Source organism: Micromonospora sp. NPDC049004 (assembly GCF_040649315.1).
Classification (GTDB): domain Bacteria; phylum Actinomycetota; class Actinomycetes; order Mycobacteriales; family Micromonosporaceae; genus Micromonospora.
This window is the reverse complement of record NZ_JBEZFG010000010.1, coordinates 236,671-255,605: the sequence shown is the minus strand read 5'-3', so window position 1 is coordinate 255,605 and position 18,935 is coordinate 236,671. Positions and strand designations below refer to the sequence as shown.

Here is an 18,935-nt window from a genome sequence, read left to right as displayed (position 1 = left end):
AGGCTTCACGCCACGTTACCAGTGGTCACCAGGCCGACGGACGGCGGCTGCTGACCACTGGATCAGGCCGACGAAATGGGGATAACTCCCTCGGTGCTCCCCAACGGTAAGGTCACGACCACTTGACCACGTGTCGCATTCCCCGTACCGTCACGCTCCGTAGCGATCGACGGGAGAACCCCGAGCAGCACTGGGAGTGTCCGAATGCCCTCTGAATACGCCAAATCTCTGGGCGCACGCCTGCGCTCCATCCGCCAGCAGCAGGGCCTCTCCCTGCAGGGTGTGGAGGAGAAGTCGAACGGGCGGTGGAAGGCCGTGGTGGTCGGCTCGTACGAGCGTGGCGACCGGGCCGTGACGGTGTCCCGTCTGGCCGAGCTGGCCGAGTTCTACCGTGTGCCCGTCTCGGAACTGCTGCCCGACGGCAGCGGCGTCCGGCACGAGCCCACCAGCAAGATCGTCCTGGACCTGGAGCGGCTCTACGACGAGGCCTCCGAGGACCTGGCCTACGTCGCCCGCTACGCCCGCGCCATCCAGCAGCAGCGCGGTGACTACAACGGCCGGGTGCTCTCCATCCGCGCCGACGACCTGCGGGCGCTCGCGATCGTCTACGACGCCTCACCGTCGGGTCTGATCGAGCGGCTCACCGAGCACGGCGTGCTGGTGGCCGACCCCCGGGCGTTCTTCGCCTCCTGAGCTGTCGCTTCACCGCAAGAAGGGCCCGTGCCGATGGCACGGGCCCTTCTTCGTCGTGCGGGTACGCGGGCCGCTCAGCGGGTGGCGTACTCGGCGATGCGGCCGAGCACGCCGTTGAGGAACCGCGGCGAATCGTCGGTGGACATCTGCCGGGCCAACTCGACGGCCTCGCTGATCGCCACCGCGTCGTCGATCTCGTCGACGTAGAGCAACTCGTAGACGGCGATCCGGGCCAGGTTGCGGTCGACCACCGGCATCCGCTCCAACGTCCAACCCTCGGCGTAGCTGGCGATCAGCTCGTCGATGCGGTTGAGGTGCTCGGCGACCCCCTCGATCAGGCCCACCGCGTAACCCAGGTGCTCCGGGCGGGGCTGTTCGATGCGCTGGAGGTAGCCGGCCAGGACCTCGACGGGCGGCCGGTCCCGCAGGTCGGCCTCGTAGAGGACGTCCAGCGCCCGCTTGCGCGCCTTGCGGCGTGCCGGCATCTGCTGCTTGGGACCCTCAGCCATCAGGCGCGGCCGAGGTAACGGCCGTCGCGGGTGTCGACCTTGATCTTCTCACCGGTGGTGATGAACAGCGGAACCGGCACGGTGGCGCCGGTCTCCACGGTCGCCGGCTTGGTGCCGCCGGTCGAACGGTCGCCCTGCAGGCCGGGCTCGGTGTAGGTGACCTCCAGCACGACGCTGGTGGGCAGCTCGATGTAGAGCGGCACACCCTCGTGCTGGGCGACGGTCGCCTCCGCCTCGGGCAGCAGGTAGTTGGCTGCCTCGCCGACGGTGCCGCCGGGCACGGTGATCTGGTCGAAGGTCTCCAGATCCATGAAGACGAAGTCCTCGCCGTCGGCGTACAGATACTGCATCGTGCGCTTGTCCACGGTCGCGGTTTCGACCTTGGTGCCCGCGTTGAAGGTCTTGTCGACCACCTTCCCGGACAGCACGTTCTTCAGCGTGGTGCGCACGAACGCGCCACCCTTACCGGGCTTGACGTGCTGGAACTCGACGACGGCCCAGAGCTCGCCGTCCAGGTTGAGTACCAGGCCGTTTTTGAGGTCGTTGGTGGAGGCCATTTCCTGCCTTGATCATCAATTGGCGGACAGACCTGGCAAGTCTACAAGCTGCGCCGAGACGCGTTACCCGCCGTGGTCGCCACCCGCGCAATCAGGCGTCCGACGCCTACCCTTGATAACTTTCCGTCATCGCCGCTTCACCACCGGGCGCCCGCACTTCGTCCTTTGCTCTGCTTCAGCGGAGGCAACAGTCACGGTCCGTGGCGCACCATGATCGGCGCCCCACCTCGACCCATCGCAGAGATCAGCAGCTCACGGCACGTGTTTCCTCTGTTGAAGCAGAGCAAAGGACGCGAAGCAGCAGGGCGCTCCCCTTCAGCGGGCGAGGAGCCGACCACCATCGGTGACGCCGCCGACATTCCACGACATTACGGTGGGTGAAACTTCAGGACGGGGCGGTCAGCCGACGCGAGCGGCCAGGTGGTGCAGGGCGAGGCGGTAGCCGTCGATGCCGAGACCGCAGATCACCCCGGTCGCCACCGCGGAGACCACCGAGTGGTGCCGGAACTCCTCGCGGGCGTGGATGTTGGACAGGTGCACCTCCACCAGCGGCCCGCGCAGCATGGCGCAGGCGTCGCGCACCGCGTACGAGTAGTGCGACCAGGCGGCCGGGTTGAGCACCACGGCGGCGCCCTCGTCGGCGGCGGCGTGCAGCCAACCGAGCAACTCGTGCTCGGCGTCGGTCTGCCGGACACTCACGTCGAGCCCCAGCTCCCGGCCGGTGGTCTCGCAGAGCGTCACCAGGTCGGCGTAGCTTGTCGAGCCGTACACGGCCGGCTCCCGGGTGCCGAGGCGGCCCAGGTTCGGCCCGTTCAACACGTACACCCTCATCAGATCGCCAGCTCGCGGTAGGCGGCTTCGAGCAGGGCGTCGTCCGGGCCCTCCAGCATCGCCGGGCGGGCCAGCGCGTCCAGCACCACGAACCGCAGCTTGCTGCCCCGGGCCTTCTTGTCCACCCGCATGACGGCCAGCAGCCGCTCCCAGGCGTCCGCCGGGTAGCTCACCGGCAGACCGAGCGCGGTCAGCGTGCGGCGGTGCCGCTCGGCGGTCGGCACGTCCAGCCGGCCGGCGAGCCGGGCCAGCGCGGCCGCGTACACCAGGCCGACGGCGACGGCGTGGCCGTGCCGCCAGCGGTAACCCTCGACCTGCTCGATGGCGTGGGCGAGGGTGTGGCCGTAGTTGAGCACCTCCCGCAGGCCCGACTCGCGCAGGTCGCCGGCGACCACGTCGGCCTTGACCCGGATGGCCCGCTCGATCAGCTCCCGGGTCACCGGGCCGCGCGGGTCGGTGGCCGCCGCCGGGTCACGCTCGACGAGATCCAGGATCACCGGGTCGGCGATGAAGCCGCACTTGACCACCTCGGCCAGCCCGGCCGCCAGGTCGACGGCGGGCAGGCTGTCCAGGGTGGCGAGGTCGGCCAGCACGCCGACCGGCGGGTGGAACGCGCCGACCAGGTTCTTGCCGGCGGCGGTGTTGATCCCGGTCTTGCCGCCCACCGCGGCGTCCACCATGCCCAGCAGCGAGGTGGCCACCGGCACCCAGCGCACGCCGCGCAACCAGCAGGCCGCGACGAAGCCGGCCAGGTCGGTCACCGCGCCGCCGCCGACGCCTACCACCGCGTCGGTACGCGTGAAACCAGCCGCGCCCAGCCGGTCCCAACAGGCGGCGGCCACCTCGATCTGCTTGCCCGACTCCGCGTCGGGCACCTCGATCGGCAGCGGCTCGACACCTGCCGCGCGCAGCCGTTCGCCGATCGCGTCGGCCAGGGCCTCGAGTGGGGGCGTGTGCAGCACCGCCGCCCGGGTCGCGCCGGGCAGCAGCCCGGGCAGCGCGTCCAGCAGGTCGCGCCCGACCAGCACGTCATACGGCCGTTCGCCGCCGACCGGAATCCGGGTCACCTCGTCCATCGCCGGCAGCCTAGTCCAGCGGACGGCGTGGCGACGGCGTCTGTCCACCTGCTGGCCGGGCGGCCCAGTCGGCCAGCCGGCGCGCGTGCTCGGCCACGGCGGTGCGCAGCGCGTCCGGGTGGCGCACGGTGAACGCGCAACCCAGCCCGGCGAGCAGCGCCGCCATGCCGGGAAGGCTCTCCGCCCGGGCCCGCAGCAGCACCCCGTCGCCGGTGGCGGTCAGCTCGGCCACACTGGCCGGGATGCGCCGCCGGGCGGCGACGAGGTCGGTCTCCAGCAGCACCTCCACCTCGTGCCGGTACGGCACGCCCGCCAGCGACCGGGTCAGCCACGCCACCGCGTCGAAGCCGTCCGGCACGGTGAACGTCGCCGCGCCGGGGGTGACCGCGCCGATCCGGTCCAGTCGGAACGTGCGCACCTCCCCGCGCCGGTGGTCGTGGCCGGTGACGTACCAGCGGCCGGCGTGGAAGACCAGCCCGTACGGGTCGAGGTCACGATGCGACAGCTCACCGCGCCACGAGCGGTAGTCCAGGCTCACCCGCTGCCGGTGCCGGGCGGCCGCGGCCAGGGCCAGCAGGGTGCCCGACGCGGGTCGCGCCTGGGGTTCGGGCCGCCGCAGGGTGAAGCCGAGGTGCTCCTGCACGGCGGTCAGCCGGTCGGCGAGCGCCGCCGGCAGCACCCGGCGGATCTTCGCCAGCGCGGTCGCGGTGGCCGGCAGCTCGGTGGCCAGCCCGACCCGTTCGGCGACGACCAGACCGAGCAGCACGGCCACCGCCTCGTCGTCGGTGAGCATCAGCGGCGGCAGCTTGAACCCGGGATGCAGCCGGTAGCCGCCGTGCCGGCCCCGGTCGGCGAGCACCGGGATGCCCAGCTCGACCAGGGTGGCCGCGTACCGGCGCACGGTCCGTTCGTCCACACCGAGCCGGCTGGCGAGGTCGCCGGCCGTCGCCCGGTGCCGGGCCTGGAGCAGCTCGAGCAGGGCCAGCACCCGGCCGGCGGGATGAGACACGGGTCACTCCTTCAAACCGGGCGGATCCTGTCCGGTTTCGATCGTACGGTCGGTCGGTAACCGAGAGAAGGAGCCACAGATGGCGACGTTCGTACTGGTGCCAGGGTTCTGGTTGGGCGCCTGGGCGTGGCGGGAGGTGACTGGTCAGCTACGCGCGCAGGGGCACGACGTCCACCCGATGACGCTGACCGGGCTGGCCGAGCGCCACCACCTCGCGGGGCCACAGGTGACCCTGGAGACGCACACCACCGACATCGTCCGGTTGATCGAGGTCGAGGATCTGCGCGACGTGCTGCTGGTCGGGCACTCGGGCGGCGGCATGCCGGTGGCCCAGGCGGCCGACCTCATCCCGGACCGCATCGCCCGGGTGGTCTACGTGGAGAGCGGGCCGCTACCGGACGGCACGGCGCAGTTCGACACGGTGCCGCCGCAGGAGCAGCAGCGGCTGCGCGCGGCGATCGGCGACGGGCACCTGCTGCCACCGCCGCCCTGGGACCCGACGGCCGATCCGACCAACCTGGCCGGCCTGGACGAGCCGACGCTGTCCCTCCTGCGCGAACGCTCCACCCCGCAGCCCCTGCGCACGGCGACCGATCCGGTGCGCCGCACGGGTGGGCACCCGGTGCCGACCGCGCTGGTCGCGAGCACGTTCCCGCTGACTGTGGTGCGGCAGATGATCGACGAGGGGCACCCGTTCTTCACCGGCCTGGCCGACGGCCAGCTGCACGAGCTGCCCACCGGGCACTGGCCGATGCTCAGCGAGCCGAAGGCGCTGGCCGACGTCCTCGACCTGATCGCGCGCGGCTGAGCGAAGGCCCGCACCGGGCGGCGGGCGCACCGGCCGCCCGGTACGGGCGGGCCGGCGTCAGCGCGGAAGCAGGGCGGCGATCTCGGCGACGACCGCCGCCGGCGTCCGACCGTCGGTGGTCACCGTCTCGGTGGCCACCTCGGCGTAGAGCGGCCGGCGCTGGTCCATCAGGTGCTTGAGGGTGGCGCGCGGATTGATCGCCAGCAGCGGCCGGCCCGCGCCGAGCCCGACCCGCTTCACCGCGTCGGGCAGCTCCACCGAGAGGTGCACGACCCGATGCCCCACCAGGGCCGCCCGGGTCTCCTCGGACAGCACGGCGCCGCCGCCGAGGGCGAGCACACCGGTGCCGGCGGCGAGCGCCGCCGCCACGGCGGCCCGCTCCAGGGCCCGGAAGTGGTCCTCACCCTCGTCGATGAAGATCTCCGGGATGGTCTTGCCGGCCAACTGCTCGATGTCGGCGTCGGTGTCCCGGAACTCCACGCCGAGGGTGGCGGCGAGCGCCTGCCCCACTGTGGTCTTGCCGCAACCGGGCACCCCGACCAGGACCACCACCGGCGCCATCAGCGGATGACCAACGCGTCGAGGTAGCCGGCCAGGTTGCGGCGGATCTCGGCGACCGAGTCACCGCCGAACTTCTCGGTGGCCGCCTCGGCCAGCACGAGCGCCACCATCGCCTCGGCGACGACCGCCGCGGCGGGCACCGCGCAGACGTCGGAACGCTGGTTGATGGCGGTCGCCGGCTCGCCCGTGACGACATCCACGGTGGCCAGCGCACGGTTCAGCGACGAGATCGGCTTCATGGCGGCGCGCACCCGCAGCGGCTCGCCGGTGGTGATGCCGCCCTCCAGCCCGCCGGCCCGGTCGGTGACCCGACGGACACCGGTGGCCGACGGGATGATCTCGTCGTGTGCCTCGGAGCCGCGGGAGCGGGCCTGCTGCCACCCGTCGCCGATCTCCACGCCCTTGATCGCCTGGATCGACATCAGCGCCGTGGCCAACCGGGCGTCGAGTTTGCGGTCCCACTGCACGTGACTGCCCAGACCCGGCGGCACCCCGTACGCCAGGACCTCCACCACGCCGCCGAGGGTGTCGGCGGCCTTCTTCGCGGCGTCCACCTCGGCGACCATCAGGGCGCTGGCCTCCGGGTCGAGGCAGCGCAGCGGGTCGGCGTCGATGCGGTCGGCGTCGGACGGGGTCGGGCGCAGCCCGGGCTTCGCGGCCACCGGCCCCAGCTCGACGACGTGCGAGACGATCTCGATGCCCAGGGCCTGGCGGATCAACGCCTTGGCGACGGTGCCGACGGCGACCCGGGCGGCGGTCTCCCGGGCGCTGGCGCGCTCCAGAATCGGCCGGGCGTCGTGGTGGCCGTACTTCTGCATGCCGGCCAGGTCGGCGTGGCCGGGCCGGGGGCGGGTCAGCGGCGCGTTGCGGGCCTGCCGGGCCAGCTCGTCGGGGTCGACGGGATCGGCGGCCATCACCGTGCGCCACTTCGGCCACTCGGAGTTGCCCACCCGGATCGCCACCGGACTGCCCAGGGTCACGCCGTGCCGCAGCCCGCCGATCACCTCGATCTCGTCCTGCTCGAACGACATCCGGGCACCACGGCCGTAGCCCAGCCGACGGCGGGCGAGCTCGCCCGCGATCTCGGTGGTGCTCACCTCGATGCCGGCCGGCACCCCCTCCATCAACGCGACGAGGGCGGGACCGTGCGATTCACCTGCAGTCAGCCAGCGCAACACAGCGGTCAGTCTGTCACGGCGCGCGACGGGCGCGTCGCGCTGCCCGCCTCGTCCCGCCCTGCGGACGGCCGGAACCATCCGCAGGGCGGCTTCGCGCGGGGGATCAGATGCCCCGGCCGCGTTTGTGCAGGGTGCGCAGCACCGCGTCGGCCCGGACCACGCGACCGGCGACCGCGAGCGCCAGGTAGGCCCGCGGCTCGCGGGGATTGCTGCGCAGGGTCCGTCGCGCCCAGCGCAGCGCGCCCCGGCGATCACCGGAGGCGGCCTGGGCGAACGCGATCTGACCGGCGACGCGGGCCGCGCCGGCCGGCTGGGTGGCGAACTCCGGGTAGCGCCGCAGCAGCCACTGCAACGCCTCGGAGATGGTGTCCCAGCGCTGCGCGAAGTACGAGCGCTTGTGCCAGCGCACCAGCACCGCCGGCGTCGGCAGGTTGATCAGAGGCGCGCTGCGGGCGGCCCGCAGCAGAAACTCGTAGTCCTCCGCGTAACTGCCCGGAATCTCCTCGTCGACCAGGCCGAAGCCCTCGCGCAGCGCCGTCGCGCGGATCAGGAAGGTGGACGGGTGCAGCTCGGTCAACCGGTCCCGCAGCAGGTCGTCGAGGGTGATCCGGTCCTTGTCGAGCACCCGGTCGACGGTGTGCCCGTCGTAACTGACCCGGATGCCGCAGCAGACGAACTCGGCCGCCGGGTCGGCGGCGAGGGCGTCGACCTGGGCGGCCAGCTTGCCCGGCAACCACTCGTCGTCGTCGTCGCAGAACGCGATCAGCTCACCCTCGGCGGCGAGGGTGCCGCTGTTGCGCGCCCCGGCCAGCCCCGGCGCGCGCCCGTTGCTGATGACCCGCACCGCCCGGTCCGGCCCGGCGAGGGCCGTCAGCGACTCGTCGGGCGTGGACTGGTCGAACACGACAACTGCTTCGATCCGGCCCGGGTACTCCTGGGCGAGGATCGCCGCGAGGGCGGCGCGCAGCAGCTCGGGGCGGTCCCGCGTGGGCACCACGACGCTGACGCTCGGCTGTCGGATCATCGGGTCTCCTCCGTGCTCTGGCCGGATCGCGACCAGGCCCGCCAGCGGGGTCGGCGCCGGGCCGAGCGGGCCACCAGGTCGTCCACGATCTGCCCCACCCGGGCGACGGCCGCGCGCTGGGCCTCGTGCGCGGCCGGGTCGGCGGCGACCGCGTACCGGGACGGGTCGGCCTGCCCGGCGGCGAGCGCGTCGTGCAGCGCCTCCCGGGTCTCGCAGAGCGCCACCAGCCCGGCCGCGCCGAGCCGGCGCGCGAAGAGCTGCTGGTGGTCGTCGACGTGCTCACCGAGCGACGGGTCGCGGGGCACCACGATGGGCAGGTGCCCGTGCCGGCGGGCCTCCAGGATCGTCGCCGGGCCGCCATGACACACCACCAGGTCCGCGTCGGCCATCGCCTGTTGCAGGGCGTCGTGACCGAGGAACGGCACCGCGCCCGGCAGGGGCGGCGCCGCGGTGTGTCCGTGCTGCACTGTCAACCCGACCGGCCCGGCCTGCGCGTGCCACTGGGCCACCCAGTCCACGAGCCGGTCGAAGGGATGCTTGTCGGTGCCGACCGCGACGAGCAGCCGGGTCTGCTCGACGTCAGTGGTGTCGCGCTGGCGCGGCAGCCGGGACGGGCCGGAAACGGTGTCGCGGCGGGCCGTGCCCGTCTCCGGCCTCACAGGAGAGTCCCGACGACGATGGCCTCCGGATACTGCCGGCGCTGCTCGTCCCACTGCACGAGCATCGCGGACAGGAACGGCCGGCAGAGCCGGGCGGTCAGCGTCGGGGTGTCGATCCGGTCGTACACCTCGATGTAGACGGTCGGGATGCGACGCAGGCGGGCCAGCACCACGAACGGCACGGCCACCCCGGCGCCGGTGGTGACCACGGCGGCGACCCGCCGGCCCCGCAGCACCCGCCAGGCCAGTCGCGCGTTGCGCAGCAGGTTCGGCACGTTGCGGGTGGTCGGGTGGTGCGCCGGCACCAGATCCTCACCGGTCAGCAGCGACACCGCCTCCGGGGTGTCGAAGGTGACCCAGCAGCGCCGCCACCGTTCGTACCAGGGCCGCAGGGCAAGTAGTTGGGCCAGGTGGCCGCCGCTGGATCCCACCAGCAGCAACACCGGCGACTCGTCGTCGTTGTTCGTGTCCACGCGACTCCCCACAAGTTCGCTTGGAATTCCGATTCACGCCAGGCAGAAGCAGATCACAGGTTTCCCGGTCGCTGAATACTGCGACCGGAGCGCGGCGACGATCTCCACTCGGCATGGTCAGGCCCACTGTCGGCCCCGCAGCCCATCGATCGTCGTCACGACCTGCCATTTTGTCGTCACTCTACGACGCGCACCCGGCGTCGCGCTTTCTCCAGTTCAGTCGCTATGTCGTTTCTCGATGACGTCCAACAGTGCGGGATGCAGCGCGCCGTTCCACCCGGCGCCGGCGTCCGCCAGCCGCCACGTCCGCAGCCACATCTCCAGCAGGTACGCGTCGGCCACCAGCCGGCACTGTGCCGGGCCCAGGCCGAGCCGCGCACCGTGCCGACCCAACTGCCCGTCCACCGCCACGGCCGCCACCGCGGCCGGTTCGGCGCGCAGCACCAGCGACCGCTGGAAGGCGTCGTGCGCCAGGTCGAAGCCGACCGGCACGTCCGGGCCACTGTGCTCCCAGTCCCAGGCGACGAGGCGGCCGTCGTGCGTGCCCAGGTTCCACGGCACCCAGTCGCCGTGCCAGTGGCCGAACTCGACAGCCGTGTCGCCGTGCCGGCGGGCCAGCGCGGCTACCGCGGCGACCGCCCGCGCCCCGGCCGCTCCGGCCGTGGCGGCCCGCTCGGCCTGGGCGGCCAACCGGGTCAGGAACGTCGAGGAGCCCAGCGCTCGCGGGACCCCGGCCGGGGCCCCGCGGCGGGCGACCGCGAGCAACGCCGCGATCCGCGGCGGGTCGTCGGCCGGCACGCCTCGTACGTCCGGTGGCAGTGGTTCGATCACCGCGACCGCCTGACCGGCCCACGCCGTCTCGGTGAGCAGCCCCGGCGGCGCCGGATGGTCGACGACGCCGCTGACCGCGCGCAACGCCCGCAGCGCGCCGGCCTCGGCGGTGACCAGCGCCCGGGTGGCGTCGTTCCAGCCGATCTTCGCGTAGCCGCGCGGACGACCGTCGACGGTGAACAGTTGCAGGGTCGGTTTGACGTTCGGGTCCGGCGGACGGACACCGCACGCCGCCAGCAGCGGCGTACCGCCCAGCGCGTCGGCGAGCCGCTCGGTGAGCAGCAGCTCGGTCACGGGCGCCCCCACCGGCACCGACACGGTCAACGTCGGAAACGGCGCCAGACCCGCCCCGCCGAACCGGGCCAGCCCACCGAGCGCGGCCCGCAGCGCCCGCACCTTCGGCGGCCGCAACGCGTTGTACGCCAGCAACGACGCCGCACCGGCCCGGGGTGCGCCCAGCGGCACGAGGAACCGGGCCCGGGCCACCGACGGCACCACCGCGTACCGGGCCACCGCCCGATGCCCGGCCGGCAGCGCGCCACCCACCGTCAGGCCGACCCGGTCGTCCGGGAACACCGCGCGGCTCACCCAGCCCAGCCCGTCCACCCGGGACCGGGGATCGGTGGCCGGGGTGACCCCGGTGCTCACGCCGCCCGGTCCGCCCAGTCGAGGTCCAACCCGAGCCGCTCACGCAGCGCGTCGTTGTACGGGCGGTAGTAGTCGGTCAGCTCGGCGCGGACCGCCGGCTCCAGCGGCGCGGAGCGCCGGTCGTTGTAGACCTTGAAGTTCGGCAGGTCGTACGGCGGCAGACCGAGGAAGTCGAGGGTGCGCCGGTACGTGGCGCGGGAGTCGCGGTACAGGTCCTCGCTGGGCAGAAAGAGGATCTGCTCGGAGTCGAAGCGCTCCAGCCACGGCTCCAGGTGCTCCAGGTAACGCCCCCGCGCCCGGTACGTGTACCAGTCGTACGCCTCGCTGAACGCCTCCGGCTCGGCGATGAGCCGCTCCCGCTCCCCCGCCGTACGCTCCGGCTCGGCGGCCAGCGCGGCGGCGAAGTCCAGCGGCTCGATGCCGTGGGTGCGGCGCTCCTTCCAGTGCGAGTACGCCCGCTCGACCGGGTCGCGCAGCAGCACGATCAGCTTCACGGTCGGCATCAGCGCGGCGACCCGCTGCGCGGCGAGCGGGTGGAACATGTAGAGCGGGGCGGCCTCGCCGACCCGGACCGGCCCGCCGTGTCGCTTGGCGAGGGCCTCGCGGTGCCGCTCGGTCGGGAAGTGCGAGCGGTACCACGCCTCGCCGCGACCCCAGTGCTCCTCGAAGTAGTGCGCCGACTTGGTGTTCCATGCCGGAAAGAGCCGGGGCACCAGGGGGTGCTGGATGAGGTAGTTCCACAGGGAGGTGGTGCCGCCCCGTTTGGTGCCGATGATCAGGAAGTCCGGCAGGGGTCGCCGGTCACTGGTGCGCACCCCGTAGTCGACCAGGGACTCTTTCACCCGGGTGGTCACCTGGGTCGGCACCAACTGCTTCACCCGGTCACGGATGGACGCCACGATGGCCCTCACCTGCCTCTCGTCGATTCCGGGCCGACCCGGCGGCCGTGGCCGCGTCGTCGGATCCACGGATCTGCCTCATGGTCACCCGGATGCCGGCGCGCACCCGGGGCAACGTCAACAAGCCGACGCAACCGGCCAGCAGCACGCCCAGCGACACCGCCAGGCCCGGCAGGCCGCGCCCACCGGCCAGCACGCCGACAGCCGCCGCGAGGCCGACGCCGCCGAGGGTGGCCGCCGCCGCGCGCAGCGTCGCGGCGTCGACAAGCGGCTCGGCGACCACCGCACGGGCGAACGCGGCGGCCGTGAGGTTCTCGGTGGCGATGCCGGCGGCCCAGGCCAGTGCCGCGCCCGTCGCGCCGTGCCCGGGGATCAGCCACAGCCCGAGCGAGACGGTCACGGTGAGCCCGGCCAGGGTGGACACCAGGTGCAGCCCACTGCGCCCGCCCATCAGGAGCAGGCTCTGCACGTTGCCGACACCGGTGTTCACCAGCATCGCCAGCGCGAGCACAGTCATCGCCGGCACGCCCGCGGTGAACTCCGGGCCGAACAGTTGCAGGAACGCGAGCGCGAACACCGCGAGCAGCAGGTACACCGGCCAGGACAGCACCAGCCCCCAGGTGGTCAACTGCCGGTGCACCGCCGCGGCGGCGGCCCGCTCACCACCGCCCAGCAGCCGGGACAGCTGCGGTGACACGGCCACCCGCAACCCCTGCATGGCGAGCTGGCCGGCCAGCACGTACCGGCCGACCGCGCCGAACACGCCCGCGTCGGCCGGCCCGGCCAGCACCGACGTCAGCAGCACCCCCACCCACATGCTGCCCGCGTCGATGGCCGCCGAGGCGGCCCGGGGCAGCGCGAACCGCCAGAACGTCGACCAGTCGGCCCGGCCCGGTCGCAGCGCCGCGCCCCGGCCCAGGCCGAGCGGGCCGGCCACCAGGGTGAGACAGGCCAGCAGCGCCAGCGCCGCCGGGACCAGCCAGCCGGTCATCCCGGCGAGCAGGCCGCCGCCGGCCAGCGCGGCCGCGCCGACCAGCGCCGGGCGGGCCACCGGCAGCAGGAGGAACTGCACGCCGACGTACGCGCGGATGGGTCGTACGCAGCGCAGCGCGGCCAGCAGCAGCGTCATCGCCACCACCACCGGCACGGCGGCGAAGGTGAGCGTGAGCAACGCGTGGCCGCCGTCGCCCGAGCCCCGCAGGAGTCGGGGGGCGAGCGCGTCGGCGCTCAGCGCTCCGACACCGGCGACCACGAGCCCGGCCAGCAGCGGGGGGATCAGCGCCACCGGAAGCACCCGGGCCGCGTCCCCGGGGACACCGAGACGACGCCGGGGCAGCGCCCACATCAGACCGGTCTCCGCGCCCAGCGTGCAGACCGCGGTGGCCACGGTGACCACGCCGATGGCGGCGAAGAACGCGCCCGCGCCGGCCGTCCCGTACCCCCGGGTGATCACCACGGCCAGCACGAAGCCGAACAGTCCGCTGGTGGCGGCGCCGAGCAGCCCGGCCACGCCGCTGCGTGCGCTGCGGCGCGTCTCCGCCGCGCCGATGTCGACGGTGCTCTCGGCGAGCGCCCCCGAGCGGTGCGGGCCGTCGGAGCCGGCGCCGGCCGGCGGTCGGGTGGCGGCGGTCATGCCGGCACCGCCGTAGCGGGCGGACGCGGCAGGCGTCGGCGCTGCCCGCTCGCCAGCCGTTCCCGTTCGGCGAGCGCCATGGCGAAGGCGACAGCGAAGAACGCGACCGACAGGTTCTGGTTGGCCATGCCGTAGAACGGGACCTGCACGAGGCAGACCACCGGCACCACCGCCAGCCACTGCCCCGCCGCCGAGGTCGCCCGCGCGCAGATCACCGCGGCGGCGACGAACCAGCCCAGGAAACACACCAGCGCCGGTACGCCGTGGCTGAACAACACCATCCACAGCTGCCCCTGGGTGCCGATCGGCGCGGCCGCGGAGACCGTGTCCACGTTCACCGGAGCGCCGTAGCCCAGCCACGGCGAATCCTGTACGCGGCGGATCACCTCGGTGTAGAGCGACAGGCGGTCGGTGTTGGTGTCACTGGAGTCGACGCGCTGGCTGATCAGGTCGGTGATCGGGATGAAGAGGGTGGCCAGCGCGCCGATCACGACCACGCCGACGATGGACGCGGCGACCCGGACGTTGCCGCGCAGGCTGGCCCGCACCCCGAGCACCGCGAGCCCGGCGCCCAGGCTGAGGAACATCGCCCGGTTCAGCGTGAGGAACGCCGGTGCCAGCGACAGCGGCAGGGACGCCAGCAGCATCCAGCGCAGCAGCCCCCGGCGGCGCAGCATCGTGTACGCCACCACGCAGGGCAGGGTCATGGCGTACGCGCTGCCGTAGTTGTTGGTGTACGAGAACGGCGCGGCCGGCCGGTAGATGGGGTTGAGCGAGCGCTCGCTGTACTCCGCGGTCCTCAGGTGCACCATGTCCCGGATGAACGGGGTACGGGCCACTCCGCCGGGCAGCAGCACCTCCATCGGGGTGGTCATCCCCAGTCGGGGCACCAGCACCCCGAGCCAGCCCAGCACCACCAGCGCGAACCAGAACGCGCAGAGCGGGGTGAGCACCGCCACCAGGTCGGCGCGTTCCCGGGCGGCGGCGTAGACGTAGACCCCGACCACCAGCGCGGTCAGGTAGAAGGCCAACCGCAGGGCGAACGTCAGCAGCGAGGCCGGCGAGGCCAGTTGGGTGGCGCTGACGACCACGATGGCCAGGAACAGCAGCCAGATGCCGGCGGCCGGCGGCAGTGGCACCCGACCCCGGGTGAGCAGCAACGCGAGCAGCAGCGCGCCCAGCAGCGGCCAGCCCAGGTAGAAGGCCCCGAGCGACCACCAGAGCGGCACCAGCCCGAAGGTCAGCGCCAGCGGCCAGAGCGGCAGCCGGGCGGGGGGTGGGGGCGGCGGCACCGGCCCGAGGGGGGCGGCGGCCTCGCCGGGTGGCGGCTCGGTGGCCGGAGCGCGGGTGACCGACACGGATCAGGCCCGGCCGTTGCGGGTCAGCACGAAGCCCAGCGGGGTGACCCCGGCGGCGCGCAGACGCTCGACGAGCCGCCGCAGATCACTCTGGCGGGTGCGGTCCCGCTCGACCACCACCACGGCGCCGCCCTGGCGGGCCACCGCCACGCCACGCTCGTCGGACTCCGCCGGTGGGGCGTTGAACAGCACCAGCCCGTGGTCCGCGCCCTGGCGCCAGGTGCCGAAGCGGACGCTGCCGACCCCCACGGTCACCTCGTCCGCAGACGCCGGCCGGCCGTTCTCGGAGTTGCCGGACGCCACCCGGGGCAGGGTCAGCGTGGCGTCCGGGTCGGTGGACGGGCGGGCGCCGGGCGGGTGCGGGGAGGGCCGCCGAGGCGCCGGACTCTCCGCGGTGGCGCCGGCCGGGCTCGGCGTGCCGGCCGGTCGGGGTTTGGGCACCAGCGGCCGGGACGGGTCGATGGGCAGCCGCCCACGGTCGGCGAGGACGACGGCGCGCAGGCGCTCCACGCGCCCGCTGTCGTCGGCCACGAAGACCTCCCGGCCGTCCGCGGCGAGCGCCACGGCCAGCCCGGCGGTGAGTGCCGTGGCGTCTTCGCGGGCGGTGACCAGCGCGACCCGGGCCGGTTGGCGGACCCGCTCGGCCACCGCCATCGCCACGTAGCGGATGTCCGCGTCGACGGCCCGGGGGCTGCCCCGAAAACCGGCCCGGCGCACCGTGCCGAGCAGCGGCAGGCCGCTGGCATCCCGAGCGTCGCTGACCGAGCGGACCCGCCGGTCGGTCGACTCCCAGACGTACGCCAGCACGACACCGATCAGCGCGCCGCCGAGCAGGCCGGCGACCAGGTAGAGCGGCCGGTGCCCGGCGGAGGTGGCCAGTGCCCGCTCGGCGGTCTGGGTGATCCAGCCGGGATTGACGTCGACCGCGGCGATCTCGGTGCGGGCGGCGTTGAGCTGGGTGAGCTGGTTGTTGATTCCGGACAGTTCGGCAAGCGCGGCGTCGCCGACAGCGGTGCCCTTGGCGCTGCTCACCCGCTTCTGCACGGCGGCCTGCTGGGCGGCGACCTTGGTGATGCTGGCGTCGTAGGAGCGCAGCATCTCGGCGCGCTGCTGCTCGTACATGGTGCGCCGCACGTCGAGGTACGCCTGCGCGGCGAGGTTGGCTCCCTGCACCGCCCGCTGCGCGTTGGACGCCTGATAGGTGAAGCGCAGGATCTGCCCGCCGGTGGGCACCTCGACCTCGAGGGCGTTGCGGATGTCGCGTGGCTCGCCGCCGGTGGCGTCGGCGAGACGCTGGACCACCTGGGTGCCGGTGGCGAGGCCGCTCTCCACGTTCATGTTGACGGCGCGGTCGGCGCCCGCGCCGCTGGGGGTGAAGGCGTCGGTGACCACCGGGCGGACCGCCACCACCGCGTTCGCGCTCACCGCCGCCGGGACGAGCAGCACGTAGCCGAGGGCGGCGAGCAGGCCGACCAGGGCTACCGCTACCACCAGTCGCAGCCGGTGCATCGGCACCCGCAGCAGGTCGGTGAGCGTGACGGCACGGGCGGTGCCGGCGGACGGGCCGTCCGGCGGCCAGGGGGCGGGTGTCGTGTCAGTCATGGAACTTCTTCACCGTCTGTTGAGGATTGCCGACGACGACGACGCCCGGTGGCACGTCCGCGCGCACCACCGTCGCCGCGCCCACGACGCTGTCCCGGCCGACGCGGACTCCCTTGAGGACCAGGGCGTGCGCGCCGACCCACACGTTCTCCTCGAGGACGATCGGGGCCCGCGTGGCCGGGCCGGGCGGGGCGTGCCGCTGCCCGGGCGGCAGGTTGTGAAAGTCGTTGTCGAGGAGTTCGCAGTCGGACAGAAGGCACCTGTCTCCCACCGTCACCGACGTCCAGGTGCCGATCCAGGTGGCGTTGAGCAGGCAGTCGGCGCCGATGCGCACCTCGCCGGGGCCGGCGAAGCGGACCAGTTTGTTGAGTCGGCTCCGGTCGCCGATGCTGACCCGTACGCCCCGGCGCAGCCGGATCCGACCTCGGATCTCCACGTCCCGGCCGAGCGTGAGCCGTCGGTAGCGCAGCCTGTACCACACGCGTTTGAGCGCGAAGACCAGGTGCACGGCGCGTTTCGCGCGGATGCCAGCGGCGCCGACCAACGACCCCTCCCCCACATCGTGGGGCCGGCGACGGTGCTCCCGCCGCCGACCCAACACGAACAATCTACCGATGTTCAGTTACAAACGGTTGACCCTTACTGCACGGAGAAGAACATCGAGGGGGTAGACCAGGACAACTCGGGCGTCGCTGCGGCGATGACTGTCGCCGTGGCGCCGTTGACCACGGCGGTCGGCGCGGCCGTCGGATCGAACGGCACGCTGCGCAGCGCGCCGTCGGTCGCACCGTAGACGATTCGACCGCCGACCCAGGCCATGCCGCGCACACTCGACCAGGTGACACCCGTGGTGGGCAGCGCGAACTCGGTGGCGCCAAGGTAGTTGCCGTCGATCTCGAAGTAGCGGTAGTAGAGGTTGTTGGTGCCGGTGCGGGTGTAGTAGAGCCGACCGTCGAGATAGAACGCCCCGGTCAGCAACGCCGGGTTGTACCAGTCGTTGTAGCCGGACGCCTCCCACGGCGACCCGATCGCGCCGCCGTTGAACAGCGAGACGTCGATCCGGCTGCCGGTGGGCGTACCCGCGACGGTGTGCGCCCAGTAGATCCGGTCGTCGACCCGCCAGGTCGCGCCGGCCGCGGTGTAGGCGGGCTGGCTGACCGCTGTCGAGGCGCCCAGCGCGGCGCCGTCGAACGGCACCTTGGTCACGGCGCCGGGTGCGGTGCCCAGGTAGAGGTTGCCGGTGGTCGCCGACGGCGGGTTCTTCGCGGTGAACGTACGCCCGCCGGCGAGCGGGAACATGCCGAGCCGCCCGTGGTACTCCTCACCCATCCCGTCCGAGTTGTGCCCGAAGTAGAGGCCGTCCGAGCCGCGCCAGAGCACCGGCACGGCGGAGCCCCAGGCGGTGGTGCCGGCGGGCATCGAGGCGCTGCCGCTGCGGCGCGGGTTCCAGTTGACCGGAAGGCCGGTGGCCGGGGTGACCGCGCCGATGCCGAGCCGGTCGATGGCGCCGTTGCCTGCGGTGTCGCTGGCGTTCGGGTTGTTCAGCCACCGGAAGTGACCGCCGAGGTAGATGACGTTGTCGGCCACCTCGACCGAGGTGATGGTGTCGTTGCCGGTGAAGTCGAGCCAGGTGGCGAGCTGGCCGGCGCCCCGGGCGGGGGTCTCGAAACGGGCCAGGGCGTCGCAGTAGGCGGTCGGCCAGCCACCGCCGCCGTTGGAGCCGACCACGAACCAGCTGCCGTCCTCACCGAACTTCACGTCCTGCACGTAGTGCACGAACGTGGCCGGGGACGCGCACGGCGACACGTACTTCTCGGTGCTCCAGTCCAGCACCGTCGGCGTGCTGGTGAGGTCGACGAGCGCGATCTGGTTGCGCGGCAGGTCGTTGACGAGCGTGAAGTTGCCGCCCAGCACCAGGGTGTGGCCGTCCGGCGTGACGTCGATCGTCCACACGTACGACGAGGTGCCGTTGCGTCCGACGGTGGCGTCGACGGCGAACGTCGGGTCGATCGCGCCGGTCGTCGCGTTGAGCCGGGCGAGGCCGGCGTGCGCGGTGCCGTTGAGCCAGTTGAACGCGCCGGCCACGTAGAGCCAGTTGCCCGACAGGACCAGGTCGCGGACGGCGCCGCCGTCGGAGCGCCCGACCCAGCTGTCGACGATCGCGCCGGTCGCGGGGTTCAGCGCGACCAGGTTCTTGCGGGAGACGCCGTTGACGGTCTTGAAGGCGCCGCCGACGATCAACGTGCCGCCGGGGCCGGCGAGCAACGTGTTGACCGCGCCGTCGAGCACCGGCAGGAAGGTCGTGGACATGGTGCCGCTGGTGCGGTCGTACGCGAAGAGGTAGCGCTGCGTGACCCACGCGGAGCTGGCGGTCTGTCGGAGCTGCGTGAAGCTGCCGCCGACGAAGACGGTGTTGCCGACCTGCGCGAAGGCGCGGGTCTCGCCGTCACGGGCGTGCGGGGTCGAGTCGCTGGGATTCGCGGACACCAGGGTCGCGGTTTCGGGCACCGGTACCACTGCCGCCGAGGACACCGAGGGCACGCTGAGCACCGCGGCGACGACCGCCAGAGCGACCACCCCCGCCCG

The 18,935-nt window shown here is 73.2% G+C and carries 19 protein-coding genes; 2 read left to right on the top strand and 17 right to left on the bottom strand.

The genetic code is table 11. The features are described from left to right. The first annotated feature begins 204 nt into the window (after positions 1-204). The gene (locus AB0B97_RS27625) at positions 205-693 is read left to right on the top strand and encodes a transcriptional regulator (protein ID WP_007458348.1); all 489 of its coding nucleotides are present in this window, start codon (positions 205-207) and stop codon (positions 691-693) included. A gap of 74 nt (positions 694-767) precedes the next feature. Here AB0B97_RS27625 and nusB read toward each other — a convergent pair whose 3' ends face one another. The 5 genes from nusB to AB0B97_RS27600 all read right to left on the bottom strand — a co-directional run bounded on the left by nusB (position 768) and on the right by AB0B97_RS27600 (position 4,675). Next, a complete protein-coding gene (nusB, locus tag AB0B97_RS27620) occupies positions 768-1,178 on the bottom strand; it encodes a transcription antitermination factor NusB (protein ID WP_193376622.1) in 411 nt (136 codons plus the stop codon). Between the two features lie 23 nt (positions 1,179-1,201). Beyond that, positions 1,202-1,759 (bottom strand): elongation factor P, encoded by a 558-nt coding sequence (gene efp, locus AB0B97_RS27615; protein ID WP_007458344.1) that lies wholly within the window; start codon positions 1,757-1,759, stop codon positions 1,202-1,204. Between the two features lie 399 nt (positions 1,760-2,158). Then, positions 2,159-2,590, bottom strand: a complete 432-nt coding sequence (gene aroQ, locus AB0B97_RS27610) for a type II 3-dehydroquinate dehydratase (RefSeq protein WP_234588131.1) — start codon at positions 2,588-2,590, stop codon at positions 2,159-2,161. Beyond that, a complete protein-coding gene (gene aroB / locus AB0B97_RS27605; protein WP_357497699.1) occupies positions 2,590-3,666 on the bottom strand; it encodes a 3-dehydroquinate synthase in 1,077 nt (358 codons plus the stop codon). Before aroB ends, aroQ begins: the two co-directional genes overlap by 1 nt. 10 nt (positions 3,667-3,676) lie before the next feature. Continuing rightward, positions 3,677-4,675 (bottom strand): YafY family protein, encoded by a 999-nt coding sequence (locus AB0B97_RS27600; RefSeq protein ID WP_357497697.1) that lies wholly within the window; start codon positions 4,673-4,675, stop codon positions 3,677-3,679. A 79-nt stretch (positions 4,676-4,754) separates the two neighbouring features. On the opposite strand from AB0B97_RS27600, the gene AB0B97_RS27595 reads away from it, so the two are divergent. Beyond that, a complete protein-coding gene (locus AB0B97_RS27595) occupies positions 4,755-5,483 on the top strand; it encodes an alpha/beta hydrolase (protein ID WP_357497695.1) in 729 nt (242 codons plus the stop codon). 57 nt (positions 5,484-5,540) lie between these two features. Here AB0B97_RS27595 and AB0B97_RS27590 read toward each other — a convergent pair whose 3' ends face one another. The 12 genes from AB0B97_RS27590 to AB0B97_RS27535 all read right to left on the bottom strand — a co-directional run bounded on the left by AB0B97_RS27590 (position 5,541) and on the right by AB0B97_RS27535 (position 18,926). Continuing rightward, positions 5,541-6,044 (bottom strand): shikimate kinase, encoded by a 504-nt coding sequence (locus AB0B97_RS27590; RefSeq protein WP_357497693.1) that lies wholly within the window; start codon positions 6,042-6,044, stop codon positions 5,541-5,543. Then, on the bottom strand, positions 6,044-7,222 hold the full coding sequence (aroC, locus tag AB0B97_RS27585) for a chorismate synthase (protein ID WP_234588121.1): 1,179 nt from the start codon (positions 7,220-7,222) through the stop codon (positions 6,044-6,046). Before aroC ends, AB0B97_RS27590 begins: the two co-directional genes overlap by 1 nt. Positions 7,223-7,325: 103 nt before the next feature. After that, positions 7,326-8,246: a glycosyltransferase family 2 protein gene (locus tag AB0B97_RS27580; protein ID WP_357497691.1), complete on the bottom strand. Its 921-nt coding sequence runs from the start codon at positions 8,244-8,246 to the stop codon at positions 7,326-7,328. Continuing rightward, positions 8,243-8,809, bottom strand: coding sequence for a glycosyltransferase (locus AB0B97_RS27575; RefSeq protein WP_357497821.1), 567 nt, complete (start codon positions 8,807-8,809; stop codon positions 8,243-8,245). Before AB0B97_RS27575 ends, AB0B97_RS27580 begins: the two co-directional genes overlap by 4 nt. Positions 8,810-8,901: 92 nt before the next feature. Continuing rightward, the gene (locus tag AB0B97_RS27570) at positions 8,902-9,378 is read right to left on the bottom strand and encodes a UDP-N-acetylglucosamine--LPS N-acetylglucosamine transferase (RefSeq protein ID WP_357497689.1); all 477 of its coding nucleotides are present in this window, start codon (positions 9,376-9,378) and stop codon (positions 8,902-8,904) included. A 216-nt stretch (positions 9,379-9,594) separates the two neighbouring features. Continuing rightward, positions 9,595-10,857 (bottom strand): hypothetical protein, encoded by a 1,263-nt coding sequence (locus AB0B97_RS27565; RefSeq protein ID WP_357497687.1) that lies wholly within the window; start codon positions 10,855-10,857, stop codon positions 9,595-9,597. Beyond that, positions 10,854-11,756 carry a sulfotransferase domain-containing protein gene (locus tag AB0B97_RS27560; RefSeq protein WP_357497819.1) on the bottom strand — a complete coding sequence of 301 codons (903 nt, stop codon included), beginning with the start codon at positions 11,754-11,756 and terminating at the stop codon, positions 10,854-10,856. The genes AB0B97_RS27565 and AB0B97_RS27560 overlap by 4 nt, the downstream gene beginning before the upstream one ends. Further along, on the bottom strand, positions 11,740-13,389 hold the full coding sequence (locus AB0B97_RS27555; protein WP_357497685.1) for a lipopolysaccharide biosynthesis protein: 1,650 nt from the start codon (positions 13,387-13,389) through the stop codon (positions 11,740-11,742). Before AB0B97_RS27555 ends, AB0B97_RS27560 begins: the two co-directional genes overlap by 17 nt. After that, positions 13,386-14,681 carry an O-antigen ligase family protein gene (locus tag AB0B97_RS27550; RefSeq protein ID WP_357497817.1) on the bottom strand — a complete coding sequence of 432 codons (1,296 nt, stop codon included), beginning with the start codon at positions 14,679-14,681 and terminating at the stop codon, positions 13,386-13,388. Before AB0B97_RS27550 ends, AB0B97_RS27555 begins: the two co-directional genes overlap by 4 nt. 69 nt (positions 14,682-14,750) lie before the next feature. Then, positions 14,751-16,256 (bottom strand): lipopolysaccharide biosynthesis protein, encoded by a 1,506-nt coding sequence (locus AB0B97_RS27545; RefSeq protein WP_357497815.1) that lies wholly within the window; start codon positions 16,254-16,256, stop codon positions 14,751-14,753. Positions 16,257-16,341: 85 nt separating this feature from the next. After that, complete coding sequence (locus tag AB0B97_RS27540) at positions 16,342-16,893, bottom strand: DapH/DapD/GlmU-related protein (protein WP_357497683.1); 552 nt, start codon at positions 16,891-16,893, stop codon at positions 16,342-16,344. Between the two features lie 95 nt (positions 16,894-16,988). Next, entirely contained in the window at positions 16,989-18,926 is a 1,938-nt protein-coding gene (locus AB0B97_RS27535) for a hypothetical protein (RefSeq protein WP_357497681.1), read from the bottom strand. Between the last annotated feature and the right edge of the window lie 9 nt (positions 18,927-18,935).